Source organism: Fructilactobacillus sp. Tb1 (genome assembly GCF_050500285.1).
In the GTDB taxonomy this organism is placed as follows: Bacteria; Bacillota; Bacilli; order Lactobacillales; family Lactobacillaceae; genus Fructilactobacillus.
Map to the genome: position 1 here is coordinate 1 of NZ_CP191378.1, position 17,839 is coordinate 17,839.

A 17,839-nucleotide genomic window follows, 5' to 3' on the forward strand; every position below is an offset into this window, starting at 1 on the left:
CATAATGACATTAATTACCTTTTATTTTGTTTGAAATTTAATTATCATGATTAAAATAATTTATATTATATTATTGCTTTAAATCTTCTTTGTTGAGTTCTAACACTAATTCCAGTCTTTCGTTCAATCATTTTGTATGTCATTCCTTGTTTTCGTAAATCATATGCAAATCTTATTTGTTCATCAGTATAAGTTTTGGGACGTCCTTCTTTAAAATATGGATCATGTGACTTTGCATATGCTTTTCCTTCTTGAGTTCTAGTCACAATCATATCTCTTTCAAACTGAGCAAAAGCACTAAAAATTGTAAATATCAATTGTCCAGTTGGGGTATTATCAATCAATCCCATATTAAGAATATCCACTTTAACATCTCGTTTAAATAACTTTTGAATAATATCTAATGCTTCTCTAGTGTTACGAGCAAAACGATCCAACTTCGTAATGATTAAAGTATCACCTGATTTGATATCATTTAATAATTTTTGGAACTCTGGTCGTTCAGTTGTGGTCCCTGTAAACTTTTCTTGATAAATTTTTTCTGCCCCAGCGTGTTTTAAGTCTTCAATTTGATTTTCTAATTTTTGATCTGTAGTACTTACTCGTGCATATCCATATTTCATTTTTATACCTTCTTTATGACCTTAAGTTATGGCATTCTGTAACTCCTTTAATTATAAGGTATACAAAAACAAGCCACAACTGTTAAGTTGTGACTAACGTTTCAGTATTTATTTTATGCTGCTAATTTATCAATTTCCCTTTTGCGACTTATTAATTTCTTTATTTGTTTCAAAAACTAATTTAAAAAAGTTGAAGATCAACTTTTACAATACTTAAATTATTTACTTTTGATAAATTTTCTTTGTCTTTTCAATGATTATTATATTAAATTGATTTTTAGCTGGCATAATTTTTTCTTATTTTATAAGCATGTGAATATATTTAATTATAGGAGTCCCTGCATGTTTGTTTTTTGAGAATGATTAGCCTAAATGCTAATTATATAGTCATTGAAATGCTTTTATGAAAAGTAGCGGTAGAAAGTCGAACACTCAGAATGTTTATCGCCTGAATATACGATTTTCTATCGCTACTTTTAAATTCCATATTGAGTATAGAATTGCTGATTTCTTAAAGGCTGTCGTTTTTTGCTAAATTGATAATCTGCTGCTCAATTTGATCTCTAACTTTCCGAAAAGCTACCATTTTATTCTGTTCAGATCCAGTTGCTAAAGCTGGATCTGAAAGTGGCCAATGAATTTTCTTGACCGTCGGCGGAGTAACTGGGCAGCGATCGCGGGCATCTCCACATAGGGTGATAACTAGATCACTATGACACAAATACTCTGGGTCAATTAGCTTTGATTTTTGTTGGGAAATATCTATTCCTTTTTCAGCCATAACTTTAACAGCTAATGGATTTAAGCCATGTACCTCGACACCCGCACTGGCAACGCGACAACCACTACCTAAAATTTTTTTTGCAAATCCTTCAGCCATTTGACTTCGACAAGAATTTCCAGTACATAGAAAATAAATTTGTGACATCATAATCCCCCATCTAAATCGTTAATGAACTAATACATCTACTAAATCCATGCCTAGATAACCGCTAAATTCATTAATGGTTAGGATATTCATCGTTTTTTACCAAATGATTATCCACTAACGTAGTTTGTAAAACATTTATGCTCTGACTTTTTAGTTTTTAGGCAACAACTTGATTTAGAACAAAGTAATCGGACCTCCTCCTTGTATGTTCACACTAACATGCAGCAGCTGAATGTGAATATTTCTTTTCAAAACTGAAACCAAAATATTGGTTATACAACACATTACTGGTTCAAAAATCTCTACTTTTATTCTATGCATCTAAAAAGCAATTATGGTTTATATTTTTTAATCAAAAATCGATAATGACAACCAAAGACCACATAGGGTAATAAACAACACCGGAATTGTGGTTACAATTCCAATTTTAAAATAAGTTCCCCATTTAATTTTAACCCCCTTCTGAGCTAACACATGTAGCCAGACTAACGTAGCCAAAGAACCAATTGGGGTAATTTTAGGCCCTAAATCTGAACCAATTATATTTGCGTAAACTAAAGTATGATGAATAATCCCAGAAGTATTAGCACCCTTAATTGATAGCGCATTAATCATGACGGTTGGCATGTTATTCATTAATGACGCTAAAAATGCTGCTAGGTAGCCCATACCCATTGTGGTAGCAAAGCGACCTCTTTTTGCGATTTCTGTAATAACACTTGATAATAATGTCGTTAAACCAACGTTCTGAAGACCATAAACTACAACATACATACCAATTGAGAAAAAGACTATGTTCCAAGGAGCCTCTTTAATGGCTGCAATCGCATCAACATGGGAACTTTTTTGACCAGCTATCAGAAAAATAGCTGCGATGCTCAATGCAATAAGGGAGACTGGGATTCCTAAAAAACCGCTGCTAAAATATCCAATCAGTAAAAGAGTTAAGACGACCCATGAAAATCTGAAGAGTCTTTTGTCTTTTAGTGCAGAACTAGGTTTCGAAACCTGAGTGGAATCAAATTTTCGTGGCAATGCTTTTCGAAAATAAAGATATAGAACACCAATACTACCTAACAGTGAAAATAGATCAGGGATCCACATTCTTAACGCGTATGTTGCAAAAGAAATTCCAAAAAAATCTGCAGAGACAATATTTACCAAGTTACTAACAATCATTGGTAAAGAAGTAGTATCTGCAATAAATCCACTGGCAATAATAAAGGGGAAAATTTGCTTTTCATCGAAGTGTAAGGCACGAACCATTGCTAAAACAATGGGGGTAAGAATCAAGGCAGCCCCGTCATTAGCGAAAAGAGCAGCAACAACGGCACCTAAGATGATTACCAAAATAAACATACGAATGCCATGGCCATTTGCCCATCGGGCCATGTGCAATGCGGCCCATTCAAAGAATCCGATTTGATCCAAAATGAGTGAAATAAGCATAATGGCTACGAATGACAAAGTAGCATTCCAGACAATTCCAGTAACTATTCCCACATCTTTAAAACTCACCACTCCAAATAACAATGCTAAAATAGCACCAATAACAGCTGACCAGCCAATTGATAATCCTCTAGGTTGCCAGATAACAAATAATAATGTAAGTAAAAAAATTCCAACGGCAAAAAAGGATTGCATGATACCTCCTGAACTAATTAATTATTTTTGAACTTTTAACTAAGTTATACTGTTAAAAGCGTTTTTTCCAAGCTTGTCCGTCACTACATAGCAACAAATCGATTATTCTAAAGCTTTTTAACTGATTGATTTTTGAAATGGACTTCGATTGATTAGTTAAAAATATTTTTTATCATTTTCAGCCTTTTACATAGACACTTGTCTATGTATTATGTAAAATTATTATTTATCAACGTTATCTTCACAATCAGAATGCTGGCAAATGCAGTGTTGTCCATCATTGACTAACAGTTTATCAGTATTTTGCTTAAACTCACGGACAAACTTTTTTTTAAGAGAATAATGTTGCCATTTTCCATCCTTTACAGCAAACACAATGCCTGCATTTTGTAAAACTTTCATATGGTGAGATAAAGTGGGCTGAGAAAAATTAAAATATTTTAATATATCACAAGCACAAAGTGATCCACATGAAAGTAAGTCAATAATTTTTAAACGATTCGGCTCAGCCATTGCTTTTAGCATTTGAATATAGTTTTGATAGTCCATTTTTCCCCTTCCTTACATAGATAACACTCTATATGTAGTATAAAAGCTACTTTAAGGGATTGTCAACCTTTTTAAAATAAACACTGCAAATCTTTTTAAGAAACTATAATATTAGAAGTCAGAAAAAAGAAGTTCAAGGATACAAAAAGTCCCCTAAACTCGGATATAGTTTAAGGGACTTTTTGTAATAGCTCTGCTTTTAGTGAATAAACGAAAATAGTGTTAACTTCTATTGTCATAACATTTTTATTTTAAAAAATAAAGGGGAACTACTATTCTGGTGGTGCAGAAAATAGCAGTTCCTTTTGGAAAATATTTGCATCAAAAGAACGACCTATTCAGGTCATTTAAAATATAACATAGTTGCTTACATAAAAAACCCAAAGTTATCGTTATACCCGCACTAGCTTTGATTTTAGAATATTTGTTAAATAGTAGTAGGATCTAACAAAATAAGCATAGCATTTTAACCAATAAAAAAAACTGTCATAAGGTATAAGAAATGACAATTTTCTACATTGCTCCTATATCAATAAATTGCACAAATTTTGTTAGACAGCTGGCTTAATTCGTACGGTATTATACCAATGAATATAATTTTCAGTTTTTTAAATCAATTCTTCATAACTCGGAAATCTTGTTTGAAAGGCGAATTCACGTTTTAAAATTGAATGGAATGCTTCAATTGGACCGTTATCATATGGGTGCCCTTTTAAAGAATAAGAATGTTTTATTCCATGTCCTTTAAGGACATTTTCATATTGATAGCTTGTGTATTGACTCCCCATGTCGGAGTGTAAATACATAGGCTTTTTATTTTTACATAATGCTTCTAGAATCGTATCCGTAACTAGCCCACTAGTCATTGTTTTTGAAATTTTCTTAGCTAATATCTTAGAAGTTCTATCGTCAAAAACGGTACTCAAATAAACCCAATTACCATTTTCTAATTTCAAATAAGTAATATCGACTCTCCAAATTGATTTTGCTTTACTATTTTTAATTAAATTGGGTCTCTGACTGTAATCTACTTTTGTACATGGCTTTTTAAATCGTCTACACATAAGAGATCTAATACCCAATTCATTCATTAATCTTTTAATTCTACGACTACCAAAATAAATATTCATTGTCCGTAGGACAGCCTTTAATCTAGGAACACCATATACTTTATAATTATCTGACCAAGTCTTCTTCAAAATAATCTTTATCTTGTCATCATAATTACGTCGATGACAAGATACATAATTAATCCAATTATAGTATGTTCTTCTAGGTACATTTAAAGCACTTAAAATATTGATAAGGCGATGATTACTAGCAAGTAATCGTTTAATTAATGGTAGATAAACTGTTCTTGTTACTTTTTCCCCAGTATCATCGCCGCAGCTTTTAAAATATCATTTTCTTCCTTTAATCTTGCATTTTCATGAATTCTTTTTTTGTAATTGGGTTACCATCATCAACAGAAATGATTCTTTCATCATTAATCCATTTAGAAACAGTTGAGACTATAACACCATATTCTCTTGCAATTGAAGACATTGATTGTTTTTCGTCATTATATAAAGCAACAAGGCTTTGTTTAAATTCCATTGAGTATCTTTTAGATCTATTTTTGTTCATAATAAAAACTCCTATTCTGATTATAATTTTACACAAAGCGTCTAAGCTTTTGTGTGCCATTTATCAGTATAGGAGCACATAATAATAAATTTTATTAATTCATAGCTTAAATTTTAAAAAATATATAATTTAGTATCATAAATGATGAATTATTTTTATAAATAAAATCAATATATAATTTATAATTCACGCAATAAATATAAGTGTTACAAATTTAATAATATGCAACATTTTAAATAAACAATTACATAACACTATAATAAAAAATAATAGTATTTTAAAATTACTAAGCAAACCGACAAGATGACGCTGTATAATTTTGCGTTGATTTTTCGTTTTTAGTTTAAAGTTCACTCGTCTAAAGACGATAACTTTTTACGTTGAAAAATGCTTTTTGACTATTCGTTTTTAAAAAATTATAAGTCTAAAGACGCTTAATTTTTGTTGAATAGTGCCGTTTGATTTTACTTGGTTTGAACATTTATGTTAATCAAATGTGAAGAGTAAAATGCCTTTGACTTTGTGAGATGTTGCTTGCAACATCAAGAATGAGCGAAGCGAATGGCAGCCTCGCAGAGCCCCGATTTTTATGCTTTAGCGTAAAAAAAGATAAGGGGCTATTATTTCGCATTAGATATTAGAAACTAGAGTATAATTAAAGTAGTATATCTCTTCTAATCTATTAATAAAATGAGGCGAAACAATGCAAGCAACTGCAACTATTCAAATTCAAAATAAACCATTTTCTGGAGTGAAAAATCACGTTAAACATCTGGAAAAACAAAACCATTCTAATAAAAATATCAACAACAACGACACGAAATTTAATGATTACTTAGTCGCCTCTCGAGCATATATTGAACGAAAAACCCAAGAAACATTTGCACCAGAATTAGCAATTTACAATCAAAAACAAATCAAATCTCGCCACAAAAATAATGTAAAAACTTTAGCCGAATATGTAAAAAATAAAAAATGGAGTAAACGTGCCGTCGCTACTTTTGGAAATTCTGAATTACAAACAGAACTCGTAAAAGGTAAAAGTGAAACAGAAAAAATTGAACTTTTCCAAAAAGAAACCGCAGGTTTATTAAATTATGCCAAATCATTTAATCGAATCAATTCCAATTTTGTTTTGTTTGCGGCAGTAACCAATGTCGATGAAAACAAAAAAGAAATTGGAGCTCCACATGTCCATCTCGATGTTCGCCCATTAAGTAAAACTAAATCTGGAAAAGCTTCAATGAATATCAACAATGCTTTACAAGCTGAATATGAACATGATAATCCCGGAAAAGAAATACCAAAAGATACGCGTAAATTAATGTCATGGTGGCGAACCAAAAATGATAAATTGTTAGTAAAAGAAATGGGTAAAGTTTTAGGAATTAACTTCACCTTACAACGCATGGATCGTGACAAAAAAGACATGGGATTATCCATGGAAGATTTTCAGGAACGTCAAGATGTGAAAAAAGAAAATACTAAATTATTAGCAGAACTTGATCCCGAAGCCACCATTAAATGGCAAAAAACAGATAGTAAAAAAGAAATTGAAACCGAAAAGGTTTCAACATATCAGGGAAGACAAGAAGCCCAGTCAGCACCGCTAGGCGCAATCTGGGCGCGCCTAAATCAGGCGAGTAATTACTTACGAGAACAAGCTCAAAAGCGAATTGAAAAGCTTAGACAACAAATTAAACTCAAATACCAACAGTTGGTTCAACGAAGAAATGTTTGGATTACAAAAACAAGAGAGCGAATTAGACAAAAAACTGAGCAAATCAGAGACCAAAGTTCCAACCTTAAACGATCTAACGAAGTTGCTCCAACAAAAAAATCAGGCTCAGGATCAGAAACAACTATTAGCCAAATTGCAGCGACAAGAACAAGAATTAGACAGAAAAATAATGAACTTGAGACAGAACAACGACGATCGCGAGAACTAGATTTACGAGATCAAAGAATTAGACAGCGAAATCACGATCGTGATTTTGGACCTAGTCGCTAGAAAGGATTTTTAAAATGACTGATGATGAAGAACAACAGTTTCGCTCTGCTTTAGCAGAAAGCATTAATAATGGAACCATTAAAGTTACTGACTTTCCCGAAATAAAACAAATGATTGAAAAATCCATTAGACAAAGTGTAACTGACTATACTAAAAACAATTTAGATTACAATCAAATTAGCGGAAATTTAGATCGAATTATTCAAAACACTGTTACTGATGAAGTAAATAAACTTAATCAATTTATTAAAGATAATAATCAGGTTTTACTGAACAAACAGCAAGGAATATTTGATGGCTTACAAAAAAATAATGACGATTTAAATTTAATTGAAAAACAATTTGATGAAGCTAAATTAAAATCACAGAATTTAATGGAACAAATAGAAACGCAAAAGCAAAAAGTAAAAAATTTAAACCGCACATTAAATAACCAAACTGATACTGCCAACAAATTAGCAAAAATGGTAACCAATCGATATATTATTTTTGGAACAGTCTTCTTTGCGCTTATCCTCGGTATTTTTGTTGGGGTGGTGTTTTTATAATGGGAAAATTTTTATTCTGGTTGGGTGTAATCATTGTAATTATTGGAGCTCTAATCGCAAGCTTTATTTATTTTGTCCCGGCGGGACAAAAACGATTTATCGGTGACATATTCTTAGGAATCATGTGTACCATTCTGCTAGCGACCATTCCACCACTTTTATTTAATAAATTAATGAAAATCCAGGGACAAACCAATTCTTTTACTTTAATAATTATGGCCGTAACAATTCCATTATTGTTCTTTAGTTTTTTTAATGATAAAGGACGTTTCTACGCCATCAAACTTGATTGTGACCAAGAAAGTCAATTTGAAACATTAAAAAATAATATTATTAATCAGCATAGCTTTTTGAATACAGGACTCGATGAACACGACTCAATTAATCAAGAAGAGTTGTCTAAACTAAAAAAGATTAAACCACTTAATCAAAAACGTAAACAACAAAAGCAAGCTATTATTAACAAAGTAAATAAGTTTAACAATAAAATTAAAAAACAAAATTCATCGCAGAATGGTTTTCAATAAAAAAAGAGCTAATCTTAATTAGCTCTTTTTTTAATTATTATTTATCTTTAACTTTTTGATATTTTTTTAATGCTTCTATCATTTCTGGTTGATCAATAATGTTATTTTCTAACTGCTTTTGTAAATAATCAGCAAAATTAAACTCACTCAAATTAGCGACTGATTTATGAGTTTGACTGGGTTTTTCAGTATGATACATTTTAGTAATTACAGCAGCACTATATTTTCTTTTACGATATGGATATACTACCATATCCACTTTAGCTTTAGCTCGATATTCTCTAGGCAATTGAAAAACATAAGGCTTATAGCCAATGTATTTGCCATTCATTTGAATCCAATGTATTATTTTTTAAAACTGGGTTTCCCTTTTTCATAATTAAAAACACCCTTCCTAAAAAATTATTAATATATTCACTATATTTTCAAACTACAATTTATCATGATTATTTATATTTGTATAATAATCTTTCTTGATTTTCATCAATTAAATAAACTTCTAACAAAGTATATTTAATTTGATTACGTTCATATCCAGTATTTTCAAAAGTTGAAACACAAATAAAATGATTAGGATTTTTTCTTAGTTCTCTTAAAAATAAATAAGCATTCGAAATTTCCGTAGGAAATGTAATTAAATATTCCCAATTGATTTTACTAAAGGAGTACTCTACCCTTCTAAATTTATAAACTGAACTAACATTAGTTGCAACTTTAGAAAACAAAAGTATACACTCAATCCGATCTTCAATTTGATTAAAATATTTAGATTTCTCTAACATACTAATCGTAATTTCATCATTTAAAATTTTTTCAAAAGCAATTTTAGAAGACATTCTAGCAATATTTCTTAAGTCTTTTAAATAATGAAAACCTACCAAATGATAAAAATCTTCAACGGAAAAATCAATGTACAAATCTGTTTTTTTGCCTTTTCTACCAATTACAATTTTTATCTCTTTATTAATTAAATTATTATATATTGTTGCAGCTTTTCTTAATTTATCCATTTACTTTATTTTCCTAATTAAAAAAGGTCCCTTAATAGGGACCTTAATTTTATTGTTAAATTTGAATGTTTTTGCTGGCGCGAGGTGTTCACATACAACCCTTCGAAAGCATCTAATAAGCAAGTGCATTATCAAAAGATAAAGTCCAACTCACTAAAACTTATTAATAGCTCAGTAGATACACTAGTTATCTACAAACGTATTATATAACAGAAATGCTTATTTATCTAGTAGTTAAATAATATCTACTTTTGCTTGATCTTCATGTTTCTAATATTTAGTTTAGAGGGAATGTGTTTTGAGAGCAGAATTTTCCCCTGTTTTTTAACAGAAGAAGAATTCAAATTAGTTCGTCGGTCGTATGCCCGTCGATTGATCTATATAATTACTGATTCAACTATCTTTCTACTTTTCGAAAGAATCCAATAAAAAAATGCCCTTATTGGACATAGTAGTTTAATATTTTGTTTGTTGTTCTAAACTACCATTCATATCACAGCCCTGTGCTTTCGCACCATTTTACCAACCCGCACTGTAACGTAATGCCCCCGTTCGGCCAACATATATATAGATTAACTATCCTGACCTAACGAATTTTATAGAATCGGCTCCCTCTTAACCTGTCCACTTAATTTAGCTATCACCAATCAGATGAACGGGGCTTGTCCATTACATTAAAAAGATGTAATAACGTCCATAGGCACTAAGTATTACTGTTACCAGTAATAACGCAGCTTGTCTCCTGCGTGGTCTAAAAAGCCATATCACGAGTAGTTTACAAGGCATGTCTATCGTAATATAATAAGAAGTGTAATAAAGGTTAATAACATTATTCTAGGTCACTAATGGCAGTTAGTGGGCTTTTTATATATGAAGAAAACAGTTTAATACTGTTTTCTTTTTTATTTGACTTAAATATATATCATAATTCTTATAAAAACAATAGTTAAATTTCATAATGTATACATGTATACATTACCACAAATAGACATGTTGCTTATGTCACAAATATACAAATATACATAATTAATTTTTAATATTAATATATAAGCTATTTAGGAAGTTAAGCCAAATAAAATAAAAAAAACAATTAGTATATAGTGATACATGTGAACATGTGGTATTGTATACATGTGGTATTGTATACTAATACTAATTTAAAAAGGAGTATTAAATATGGCAACTACATTAACATTTGGAAATTTTAAGGGCGGAACTGGGAAAACTACAAATGCAACAATGACTGGAATTGAATTATCAAACAGAGGTCAAAAAACATTACTAATAGATTTAGATCCCCAAGCTAATGCAACAAATCTTTATTTAAAAACAAAACAGAACATTGATAATAACGATTTTGTTACATTCAATAAAACATTAATGGCTGGAATAAGAGATGAAAACTTATCAGAAACAATTATAAACATAAAAAAAGATCTTGATATTTTACCTTCGGCTGCTGACTTTAGCCTATATCCAAGATATATGGAAAAAAAGAAAATTAACTATCAAGAAAGAGTCGAATATTTATCTAAGCTGATAAAACCTCTAAAGGAAATATATGATTGGATTATCATTGATATACCACCAACTATTTCCCTTATAACTGATTCTGCATTATATGCTAGTGACTATTGTCTTATTGTTTTACAAACACAAGAAAGATCCTTACAAGGAGCAGAAGCTTTCATTAAATACATTCAAAATGAAGTTATAAATACTTTTGATGCTCCAACGCTTGAGGTATTGGGTATATTACCGGTTTTATTAAAAAATAATGCACCTGTTGATAACAGTACTCTAGAATCTGCATACAAAATATTTGGAGAAGAAAATATTTTCAAAACAATTATAAAAAATATGGAAAGATTAAAAAGATATGATGTTACTGGGGTAACGTTTAATGATCAATTTGATAAAAAAGTTCAATTGGTATATTCAAACGTTGTTAATGAAATAACAAAGAGAATAGAGGAGATGGAAACTAATGAGTCTAACTAATAATCCAAATAGGGATAAAAAAGCAAAGTTAATTGATAGAGGAACTGATATAGTTCCTCAAAATTCAGTTGACATAAATGAAGTACTTTTAAATAACCCTGATAAAATGATTATTGATTCTGTAACTTTTTATGCAAATGTAAGAATAAATAATCATATCAAAAATAAAATACAGGCATTAAGTATTTTAGGATTAGCTAATTCTCAAAAAGATGCGATTGAAACTGCAGTAAATTATTATATCGAATCTCTTCCACAAGAAACTATGAGAAAATTTAAAACACAAGTTGAAGTATTAGAAGAACGTGATAAAAAAATAAAATAAGTACATTATTTTATAAGCTCAGGTTACACTTAAGTTAATTCTAGGAAAGCATTCAATAGTTGTAAAACCAGCCACTCAATACAACTATTGAATGCTGGTTTTACAACTATACCTACCTATTTTAATAGTATTACTAAAAATCGCTTTTGAGGGTACTGAATCTATAACTCAGATATCTATATTGGAGCATTGCATCAAATTATTTACGTTTGATATATACTGTTTTTCCACTAATTCATATTTCTTTGCAACTATCAACTTGTAAACCTCTAATTTATTTCTATAAATTTTGGTCCTTCAAACTTACGTGGGCGTATCAGAATTTCATTTGTTTCTCCTTTGCACCTACACTTTCAATTATTTTATTTATACTACAACTAACTTAAATGCTATGGCAGACAATAAGTTACAACGATATAGAAATGTCTAAAAAACAATGTGTAATCTGGATACACTCTGGTTTTACACTTTTTACATATAAAAATCACTGTTCTGTAAAGAACAGTGATTAGAGTTTGATTTTCTATTTTAACAAAAAAGGCTCATGTAACATTATGGTCTTAAGAAATATGTTCCATCTTCCATAACATCATATATTCCAACTGTACCGGTTCCACCTTGCGCATTAATTGACTTTGAGGTTACCTGAATTTCATACATATGATTTGCAGTTGAAAGCATTGTATATGCAAAATCGCTGTTGTTCCCTAATCCATTTTGTAAAGTTGCAATAGCTTGACTTGGACTAGTTACAACATCACCTCTACCATTAGTTTCATCTTTTTGTGATCTAGGAGCTTGGGATTCTTGTGCTGCTGTAGAATTACTTCCACTATTGTTAGTTACACTAGTATCATTTGATTTTGCAGTTGTATCTGTTTTTGCAGTATCGTCTTTATTAATTGTTCCAGATTTTGTATTATTTTCAGTAGACTTATTGGATTCTGAATTATTTTTCTTATCTGATTTATCAGTTGTATCTGTTTTTGAACTATCATTTTTATTAGTTGCTTCAGATTTCGTATTATCCTTTTTATCGGACTTATCAGATTTTGAGTTATTCTTTTTATTAGATTTGTGCTGCTCTGTTTTAACGTTTTCCTTAGTCTTTCCTGTAGAATTATTTTCATTTCCACAAGCTACTAAACCAATTGCTGTTATTAAAGCAAAGCCAGATAATAATAATTTTTTCATAATTAATCTCCTCATAATTGCTAATAATTAAAAACTATCTATATGTTTAATTATAAACTACTTATCTTTTATTTATACAAAATTCAATACCAAAAAAACGATAAAAACAGAGTATAATTACCTGTTTTTATCGTTTCTTTGATATCTAACTAATAAAAATCATATTCATTTATTTTAATTAAAAAATCCGGTTCCCCAGGTAGTTGCGGTAGATCCATCATCTGGTCCTACTGCTACATAAACACGTTTCCCTGATGTAGCAACGTAACTAATCCATGCATAGCCATTTGAAAATTCATAGCTATCATATGAAATAGATTCTCCGGCATCATAAGTTGCTAATGCTGGACTACTTGGATTTGTATCAGCACTAACTGGTAGGCTTTGATTTGGAATAAATAGTCCACGATAATTAATTAATAATCCAGATTGAGGACTTTCTTGAGTTAATCCACTATTATCGTCATCAAAGAATCCGGTTCCCCAAGTAGTGGCAGTAGATCCATCATCTGGTCCTACTGCTACATAGACACGTTTTCCTGATGTAGCAATGTAACTAATCCATGCATAGCCATTAGTAAAAATGTAACTATCGTAAACAATTGGTTCACCAGCGTCATAGGTTGCTAATGCTGGGCTATTTGGATCCGTATCAGCACTAACTGGCAAGCTTTGATTTGGATAAAATGTTCCCGCTAAAGAAATTAAACCAGTAGTTTGACCAGAGGTTGTGTTATTAAAGAATCCAGTTCCCCAAGTAGTAGCAGTAGATCCATCGTCTGGTCCCACCGCTACATAGACACGTTTTCCTGATGTAGCAATGTAACTAATCCATGCATAGCCATTTGAAAATTCGTAACTATCATATACAATTTGTTCACCAGCGTCATAGGTTGCTAATGCTGGACTATTTGGATCTGTATCAGCACTAACTGGTAAACTTTGATTTGGAGTAAAGACACCATTATATGGAGTTAATCCAGTATCAGAAGCATTACCTTCGGTAGCACTTGGGCTTAACACACCTGTACCATTATAACGATAAATAGTTACATGTGGTCTTCCATTTGCTTCCCAAATAGCATCATGATCATTAATTGTAATTCCATTATATCCATAATTACAATGAATGATTTTATCATTATCATCATAAAAAATTCCAGTATGTCCAGAAGCACCAGTTGAAGCTCCACGAATACCCCAGATGAAGATGTCACCACGTATAGCTGGAATATTTCCAGTACTATCTGCTGGAACTTGAACCCATCCATTTCTTTCAAGTGTTCCAAATTCAGAATCTGTATTACCATTTGAACCTTCAGGCAAAAATCCACCAGCAATCAAAGCATGATATACCGCACTTGAACAATCATATGAATCAGGTCCGTTTCTATAAGTCATACTATACGTTACCTTACCCATTCTATCAGTCATCCAACCAATCATATTATCAATTGCTTTTTTATTTGCTTGAATATTTGGATCAGGTAAACTTTCTTCAGAATCATCAAGAAATAGCGCTTTTTCAGCAGCTCTACGACGTACTAGTCCTGAAACCACAACTCCAGCAGCATGACAATAATATTGAAATTCATTAGCTGCATCAACAAAATCTCCTGCATTAACATAAACAAGTAAGTCACTGCTGTCTAATGTTCCCGCACCTAAATTATAAGTAAATGATACTAATGCATCAAACTGATTTTGTGTAATTTGACGAGTAACTGCATTATTTACAGCATCTTCATAAGTAATTAAATCTGCTTGTAAAATTTCTGTTGCTTCTTGTTCAGTAATAACCTCTCCAGGATAGACTGGATAAGTAGCAGCCGATGCAGTGTTATTTGTATGACCATAACCAATCGTTAGTACGCCTGCAATATCGTAATAAGCAGTTAATTCTAATCCTTCAAATTCTTTAATTAAATCAATTCCCTTTGTTCCTGTTTTCATTTGTAAAACTCCTCTTTAATATTTTTAATTACCGTTTTATTTTTTAATAGCATTGTTTTGATCATTATTATTTTTAAACCTTGAATTTTTTAGTGATTGTAGTTCAATTAAAATTTCAATAATTGTTCTAGGTGAAATTTCAATTTTTGAAAATAATCTAAAAAATGATTTTAAAGCTTTAATTGTTTCATACCTCCAATCATAAAATTTAAAATTAGCGCTAATTAATATACATATATGTTCTATAATCAATTGATTTTTGTAGTATATTAATCTACAATTAACTTAAATAAAAAGCCAACACGTCTGTTGGAAATATTTATTAATAATCAATTAGATTACAAGGAATACTATATACACCTATCTTCTACATGTCAACTAATACATAGAAAAATATTCTAAATAAAAATTGAAAGAGTGCTTAAAATGTCTATATATCAACGTATTAAAGAACTTGCAAAAAATAAAAATATTTCTATCCGCGAATTAGAACATCAGATGGGATTCCCTAATGGAACCCTTCAAAAATGGAATGATAATGCTAATTCTCAAAAACTAAAAAAAGTAGCCAACTATTTTAATGTGTCTACGGATTACTTATTGGGAAATGGAGATAGGCCAACTGCCAATTTAGATGATTTAGAAACTATTATGATGTTTGGTGGAAAACCAGTACCAGAAGAAGATAAAGAAACAGTTTTAGAAATCTTAAGGAGATTGAGAGATGCAAGAAATAATAAATAGTCTCTTTAATTATGCATTTAACCATGATATGGAAGTTGTATATACTGATAAATTGTTACCTAAAACTAGATCATTCGCTGATATACCAACTAGATCTATCGTAATTAACGCTAATGAACCTAACCAACGTCAACTGCCTTTAATCATTGCACATGAAATTAGCCACGTTCTTCAATGTGATACTAATGATGCTAAATTAAATTTTTCTACTGCACTAAAACCACATTATGAACAAAAAGCTAATATTAATGCTATTGATTTACTAATTCCATTCTATGTAGAGGATAAAGAACTATATCAAATTAACGTCGATGAATTTATGAAACTATTTGCAATCCCAAGTTCATTACGAGATATCTGTATTAATGAAATGGAAAACAATATCAATCATTAATATATATGAGTAATTAATTTATATGGATTTCCAATTGTTGCTAAAATTCCAGGAGGCATTGATTAGTACCGTTTTTCAAAAAGCGATTTACTTCAATCTTATAAGAAAAGCTAGAATTTAAGAAATTAAAAAGTCCAAACTCGCTAATAACGCTTTAAATGCTGATCTACTGAATTTTAAGTATTAGATGGAATTATATGGGAATTGATTTATAAATTCTTTGAAAGCAAATTAAGTGCTATTTATTTTCGTTTGTTAAAATTTTTTTATCAATTTATGCTTTTTTAATAAAAAAACAAAATAAAAGGTAATTAATGCTCTAAACATGAACTGAACCCCTTAAATTGGAGAACCCAATTTAGGAGGTTCTTTTTGTTTACATCAGAAATCAAATTAGCTGCTATTAAAGATTACAATAATGGCGTTCCAACAAATACTATAATGCGAAAATATGGTATTAAGGGTACAGCTACGCTGTACGAATGGATAAAACGTTTAGAAATATTTGGTGAAAGTGGATTAATTAATAATTCAACCAAGACACGATACTCTTATTCATTTAAAATTAAGGTTATAAATTGGCGTCTTGAAAATAATGAATCATATCCTAATACTTCACGTTACTTTAAAATTAGGAATCCTGTGACAATATTTCAGTGGGAAAAGTTATTATCAATTGGACGTCTAAAACCTTTTAAAGGAAGACTAATCAAAATGAATAATAATAAAGAATCACTAGAGGAAAAATTAAACAGACTTGAACAAGAAAACACCTACTTAAAAGCTAAAATTCAATACATGGGAAAAATAAAAGCCTTAACTCAAAGTCAAAAGAAATGCCAAACAGAGAAAAAACACAAATAATTACTGAGTTAAGGCGTGACTTTAATTACCCGTTACACATGTTATTAGATATAGCAGAAATATCTAGTAGTAGTTATCATGATTCATTAAAACGTGACTATTCTAGTAATGACCAAAGGGTCATTGCAGAAATCAAAAGAATTAGGTCTGAATTTATTGATTATGGATATAGAAGGATTACTTTAGAATTAAATAATTTAGGATTTAAAATAAATCACAAAAAAGTCCTCCGAATAATGAATTCAGAAGGACTATTGTGTACTGCTTATGAAAGAAAAACTAGAAAATATAATTCATACAAAGGAAAACGTGGAAAAGTATCTCCCAATAGAATTAATAGACGATTCAAAACTGACAGACCTTTACAGAAAATAGTTACTGACGTTACTGAAATACGTTGGGGTAATAAGACCATGAATGAACGAGCTTATTTTACAGCATATATGGATTTGTATAATAACGAAATTATAACCTGGAGTCTAAGTTTGCATCCAACTGTAGAGTTTGTTGTAAAACCTTTAGCAGAATTAGTTTTAGCTCGTCCAAAATTAAAATATCGTATGACAGTTCATTCTGATCAAGGATTTCAATATCAAAATGCAAAATTCGTAAATATTTTGAAAGATAATAAAGTATTTCAAAGCATGAGCCGTAAGGCTACATGTTTGGATAATGCTTGTATTGAAAGTTTTTTCAATCAATTAAAAGTTGGAACAATTCATAACTTTAGTTATGATAGTTACTCAAAACTAAAGTCAGCTGTTAATAAATACGTCCATATATATAATAATTATCGTATTAAAGAAAAACTGGGCGGAATGTCACCGGTTCAATACCGGCTCTATTCCGCCCAGAAAATTGCATAACCATTCTCCAATTTTAAGGGTTCAGGTCA

At 30.4% G+C, this 17,839-nt stretch carries 17 protein-coding genes and 1 pseudogene; 9 read left to right on the forward strand and 9 right to left on the reverse strand.

From position 1 onward, the window contains the following. Positions 1-65: 65 nt before the first annotated feature. The 5 genes and pseudogenes from ACQW5G_RS08670 to ACQW5G_RS08690 form a co-directional block, all read right to left on the reverse strand. On the reverse strand, positions 66-623 hold the full coding sequence (locus ACQW5G_RS08670) for a recombinase family protein (RefSeq protein ID WP_429971917.1): 558 nt from the start codon (positions 621-623) through the stop codon (positions 66-68). A 511-nt stretch (positions 624-1,134) separates the two neighbouring features. Further along, positions 1,135-1,551 (reverse strand): arsenate reductase (thioredoxin), encoded by a 417-nt coding sequence (arsC, locus tag ACQW5G_RS08675; protein ID WP_429971918.1) that lies wholly within the window; start codon positions 1,549-1,551, stop codon positions 1,135-1,137. Between the two features lie 351 nt (positions 1,552-1,902). Continuing rightward, positions 1,903-3,198, reverse strand: a complete 1,296-nt coding sequence (locus ACQW5G_RS08680; RefSeq protein WP_429971919.1) for an arsenic transporter — start codon at positions 3,196-3,198, stop codon at positions 1,903-1,905. A gap of 222 nt (positions 3,199-3,420) precedes the next feature. Further along, positions 3,421-3,747 (reverse strand): ArsR/SmtB family transcription factor, encoded by a 327-nt coding sequence (locus tag ACQW5G_RS08685; protein WP_429971920.1) that lies wholly within the window; start codon positions 3,745-3,747, stop codon positions 3,421-3,423. Positions 3,748-4,355: 608 nt separating this feature from the next. Next, positions 4,356-5,373 (reverse strand): annotated as a pseudogene (locus ACQW5G_RS08690) (IS3 family transposase). Positions 5,374-6,076: 703 nt separating this feature from the next. Between ACQW5G_RS08690 and ACQW5G_RS08695 the strand changes: the two are divergent. Genes ACQW5G_RS08695 through ACQW5G_RS08705 form a run of 3 tightly spaced genes read left to right on the forward strand, consistent with a single transcriptional unit; the run spans position 6,077 to position 8,459 of the window. Next, complete coding sequence (locus tag ACQW5G_RS08695) at positions 6,077-7,384, forward strand: hypothetical protein (RefSeq protein WP_429971921.1); 1,308 nt, start codon at positions 6,077-6,079, stop codon at positions 7,382-7,384. A gap of 14 nt (positions 7,385-7,398) precedes the next feature. Further along, complete coding sequence (locus tag ACQW5G_RS08700) at positions 7,399-7,932, forward strand: hypothetical protein (protein ID WP_429971922.1); 534 nt, start codon at positions 7,399-7,401, stop codon at positions 7,930-7,932. After that, entirely contained in the window at positions 7,932-8,459 is a 528-nt protein-coding gene (locus ACQW5G_RS08705) for a hypothetical protein (protein WP_429971923.1), read from the forward strand. Before ACQW5G_RS08700 ends, ACQW5G_RS08705 begins: the two co-directional genes overlap by 1 nt. A 37-nt stretch (positions 8,460-8,496) precedes the next feature. On the opposite strand, the gene ACQW5G_RS08710 is transcribed toward ACQW5G_RS08705, so the two are convergent. Next, on the reverse strand, positions 8,497-8,790 hold the full coding sequence (locus ACQW5G_RS08710; RefSeq protein ID WP_429971924.1) for a hypothetical protein: 294 nt from the start codon (positions 8,788-8,790) through the stop codon (positions 8,497-8,499). Between the two features lie 115 nt (positions 8,791-8,905). Further along, positions 8,906-9,469 (reverse strand): PBECR4 domain-containing protein, encoded by a 564-nt coding sequence (locus tag ACQW5G_RS08715; protein ID WP_429971925.1) that lies wholly within the window; start codon positions 9,467-9,469, stop codon positions 8,906-8,908. Between the two features lie 1,176 nt (positions 9,470-10,645). On the opposite strand from ACQW5G_RS08715, the gene ACQW5G_RS08720 reads away from it, so the two are divergent. Both ACQW5G_RS08720 and ACQW5G_RS08725 read left to right on the forward strand, forming a co-directional pair. Next, positions 10,646-11,470, forward strand: a complete 825-nt coding sequence (locus ACQW5G_RS08720) for a ParA family protein (RefSeq protein ID WP_429971911.1) — start codon at positions 10,646-10,648, stop codon at positions 11,468-11,470. Then, on the forward strand, positions 11,457-11,795 hold the full coding sequence (locus tag ACQW5G_RS08725) for a DUF5388 domain-containing protein (RefSeq protein WP_429971912.1): 339 nt from the start codon (positions 11,457-11,459) through the stop codon (positions 11,793-11,795). The genes ACQW5G_RS08720 and ACQW5G_RS08725 overlap by 14 nt, the downstream gene beginning before the upstream one ends. Positions 11,796-12,347: 552 nt before the next feature. Here the strand turns inward: ACQW5G_RS08725 and ACQW5G_RS08730 are convergent. After that, entirely contained in the window at positions 12,348-12,989 is a 642-nt protein-coding gene (locus ACQW5G_RS08730; RefSeq protein ID WP_429971913.1) for a hypothetical protein, read from the reverse strand. A 174-nt stretch (positions 12,990-13,163) separates the two neighbouring features. After that, positions 13,164-14,942: a peptidoglycan amidohydrolase family protein gene (locus ACQW5G_RS08735; RefSeq protein WP_429971914.1), complete on the reverse strand. Its 1,779-nt coding sequence runs from the start codon at positions 14,940-14,942 to the stop codon at positions 13,164-13,166. A gap of 426 nt (positions 14,943-15,368) precedes the next feature. Here ACQW5G_RS08735 and ACQW5G_RS08740 point away from each other — a divergent pair, with 426 nt between their 5' ends. The 4 genes from ACQW5G_RS08740 (at position 15,369) to ACQW5G_RS08755 (ending at position 17,810) form a co-directional block, all read left to right on the forward strand. Next, a complete protein-coding gene (locus tag ACQW5G_RS08740) occupies positions 15,369-15,686 on the forward strand; it encodes a helix-turn-helix domain-containing protein (RefSeq protein WP_429971915.1) in 318 nt (105 codons plus the stop codon). Continuing rightward, the gene (locus ACQW5G_RS08745; protein ID WP_429971916.1) at positions 15,667-16,080 is read left to right on the forward strand and encodes an ImmA/IrrE family metallo-endopeptidase; all 414 of its coding nucleotides are present in this window, start codon (positions 15,667-15,669) and stop codon (positions 16,078-16,080) included. Before ACQW5G_RS08740 ends, ACQW5G_RS08745 begins: the two co-directional genes overlap by 20 nt. A gap of 372 nt (positions 16,081-16,452) precedes the next feature. Further along, on the forward strand, positions 16,453-16,944 hold the full coding sequence (locus ACQW5G_RS08750; protein WP_429970275.1) for a helix-turn-helix domain-containing protein: 492 nt from the start codon (positions 16,453-16,455) through the stop codon (positions 16,942-16,944). Further along, positions 16,917-17,810, forward strand: coding sequence for an IS3 family transposase (locus ACQW5G_RS08755; RefSeq protein WP_429970274.1), 894 nt, complete (start codon positions 16,917-16,919; stop codon positions 17,808-17,810). Before ACQW5G_RS08750 ends, ACQW5G_RS08755 begins: the two co-directional genes overlap by 28 nt. Positions 17,811-17,839 lie beyond the last annotated feature (29 nt).

Bases quoted from the DNA above. Each gene is read 5' to 3' on its own strand.
- ACQW5G_RS08670 (WP_429971917.1), bottom strand. From the start codon at position 623: ATGAAATATGGATATGCACGAGTAAGTACTACAGATCAAAAATTAGAA.
- arsC (WP_429971918.1), bottom strand. From the start codon at position 1,551: ATGTCACAAATTTATTTTCTATGTACTGGAAATTCTTGTCGAAGTCAA.
- ACQW5G_RS08680 (WP_429971919.1), bottom strand. From the start codon at position 3,198: ATGCAATCCTTTTTTGCCGTTGGAATTTTTTTACTTACATTATTATTT.
- ACQW5G_RS08685 (WP_429971920.1), bottom strand. From the start codon at position 3,747: ATGGACTATCAAAACTATATTCAAATGCTAAAAGCAATGGCTGAGCCG.
- ACQW5G_RS08695 (WP_429971921.1), top strand. From the start codon at position 6,077: ATGCAAGCAACTGCAACTATTCAAATTCAAAATAAACCATTTTCTGGA.
- ACQW5G_RS08700 (WP_429971922.1), top strand. From the start codon at position 7,399: ATGACTGATGATGAAGAACAACAGTTTCGCTCTGCTTTAGCAGAAAGC.
- ACQW5G_RS08705 (WP_429971923.1), top strand. From the start codon at position 7,932: ATGGGAAAATTTTTATTCTGGTTGGGTGTAATCATTGTAATTATTGGA.
- ACQW5G_RS08710 (WP_429971924.1), bottom strand. From the start codon at position 8,790: ATGAATGGCAAATACATTGGCTATAAGCCTTATGTTTTTCAATTGCCT.
- ACQW5G_RS08715 (WP_429971925.1), bottom strand. From the start codon at position 9,469: ATGGATAAATTAAGAAAAGCTGCAACAATATATAATAATTTAATTAAT.
- ACQW5G_RS08720 (WP_429971911.1), top strand. From the start codon at position 10,646: ATGGCAACTACATTAACATTTGGAAATTTTAAGGGCGGAACTGGGAAA.
- ACQW5G_RS08725 (WP_429971912.1), top strand. From the start codon at position 11,457: ATGAGTCTAACTAATAATCCAAATAGGGATAAAAAAGCAAAGTTAATT.
- ACQW5G_RS08730 (WP_429971913.1), bottom strand. From the start codon at position 12,989: ATGAAAAAATTATTATTATCTGGCTTTGCTTTAATAACAGCAATTGGT.
- ACQW5G_RS08735 (WP_429971914.1), bottom strand. From the start codon at position 14,942: ATGAAAACAGGAACAAAGGGAATTGATTTAATTAAAGAATTTGAAGGA.
- ACQW5G_RS08740 (WP_429971915.1), top strand. From the start codon at position 15,369: ATGTCTATATATCAACGTATTAAAGAACTTGCAAAAAATAAAAATATT.
- ACQW5G_RS08745 (WP_429971916.1), top strand. From the start codon at position 15,667: ATGCAAGAAATAATAAATAGTCTCTTTAATTATGCATTTAACCATGAT.
- ACQW5G_RS08755 (WP_429970274.1), top strand. From the start codon at position 16,917: ATGCCAAACAGAGAAAAAACACAAATAATTACTGAGTTAAGGCGTGAC.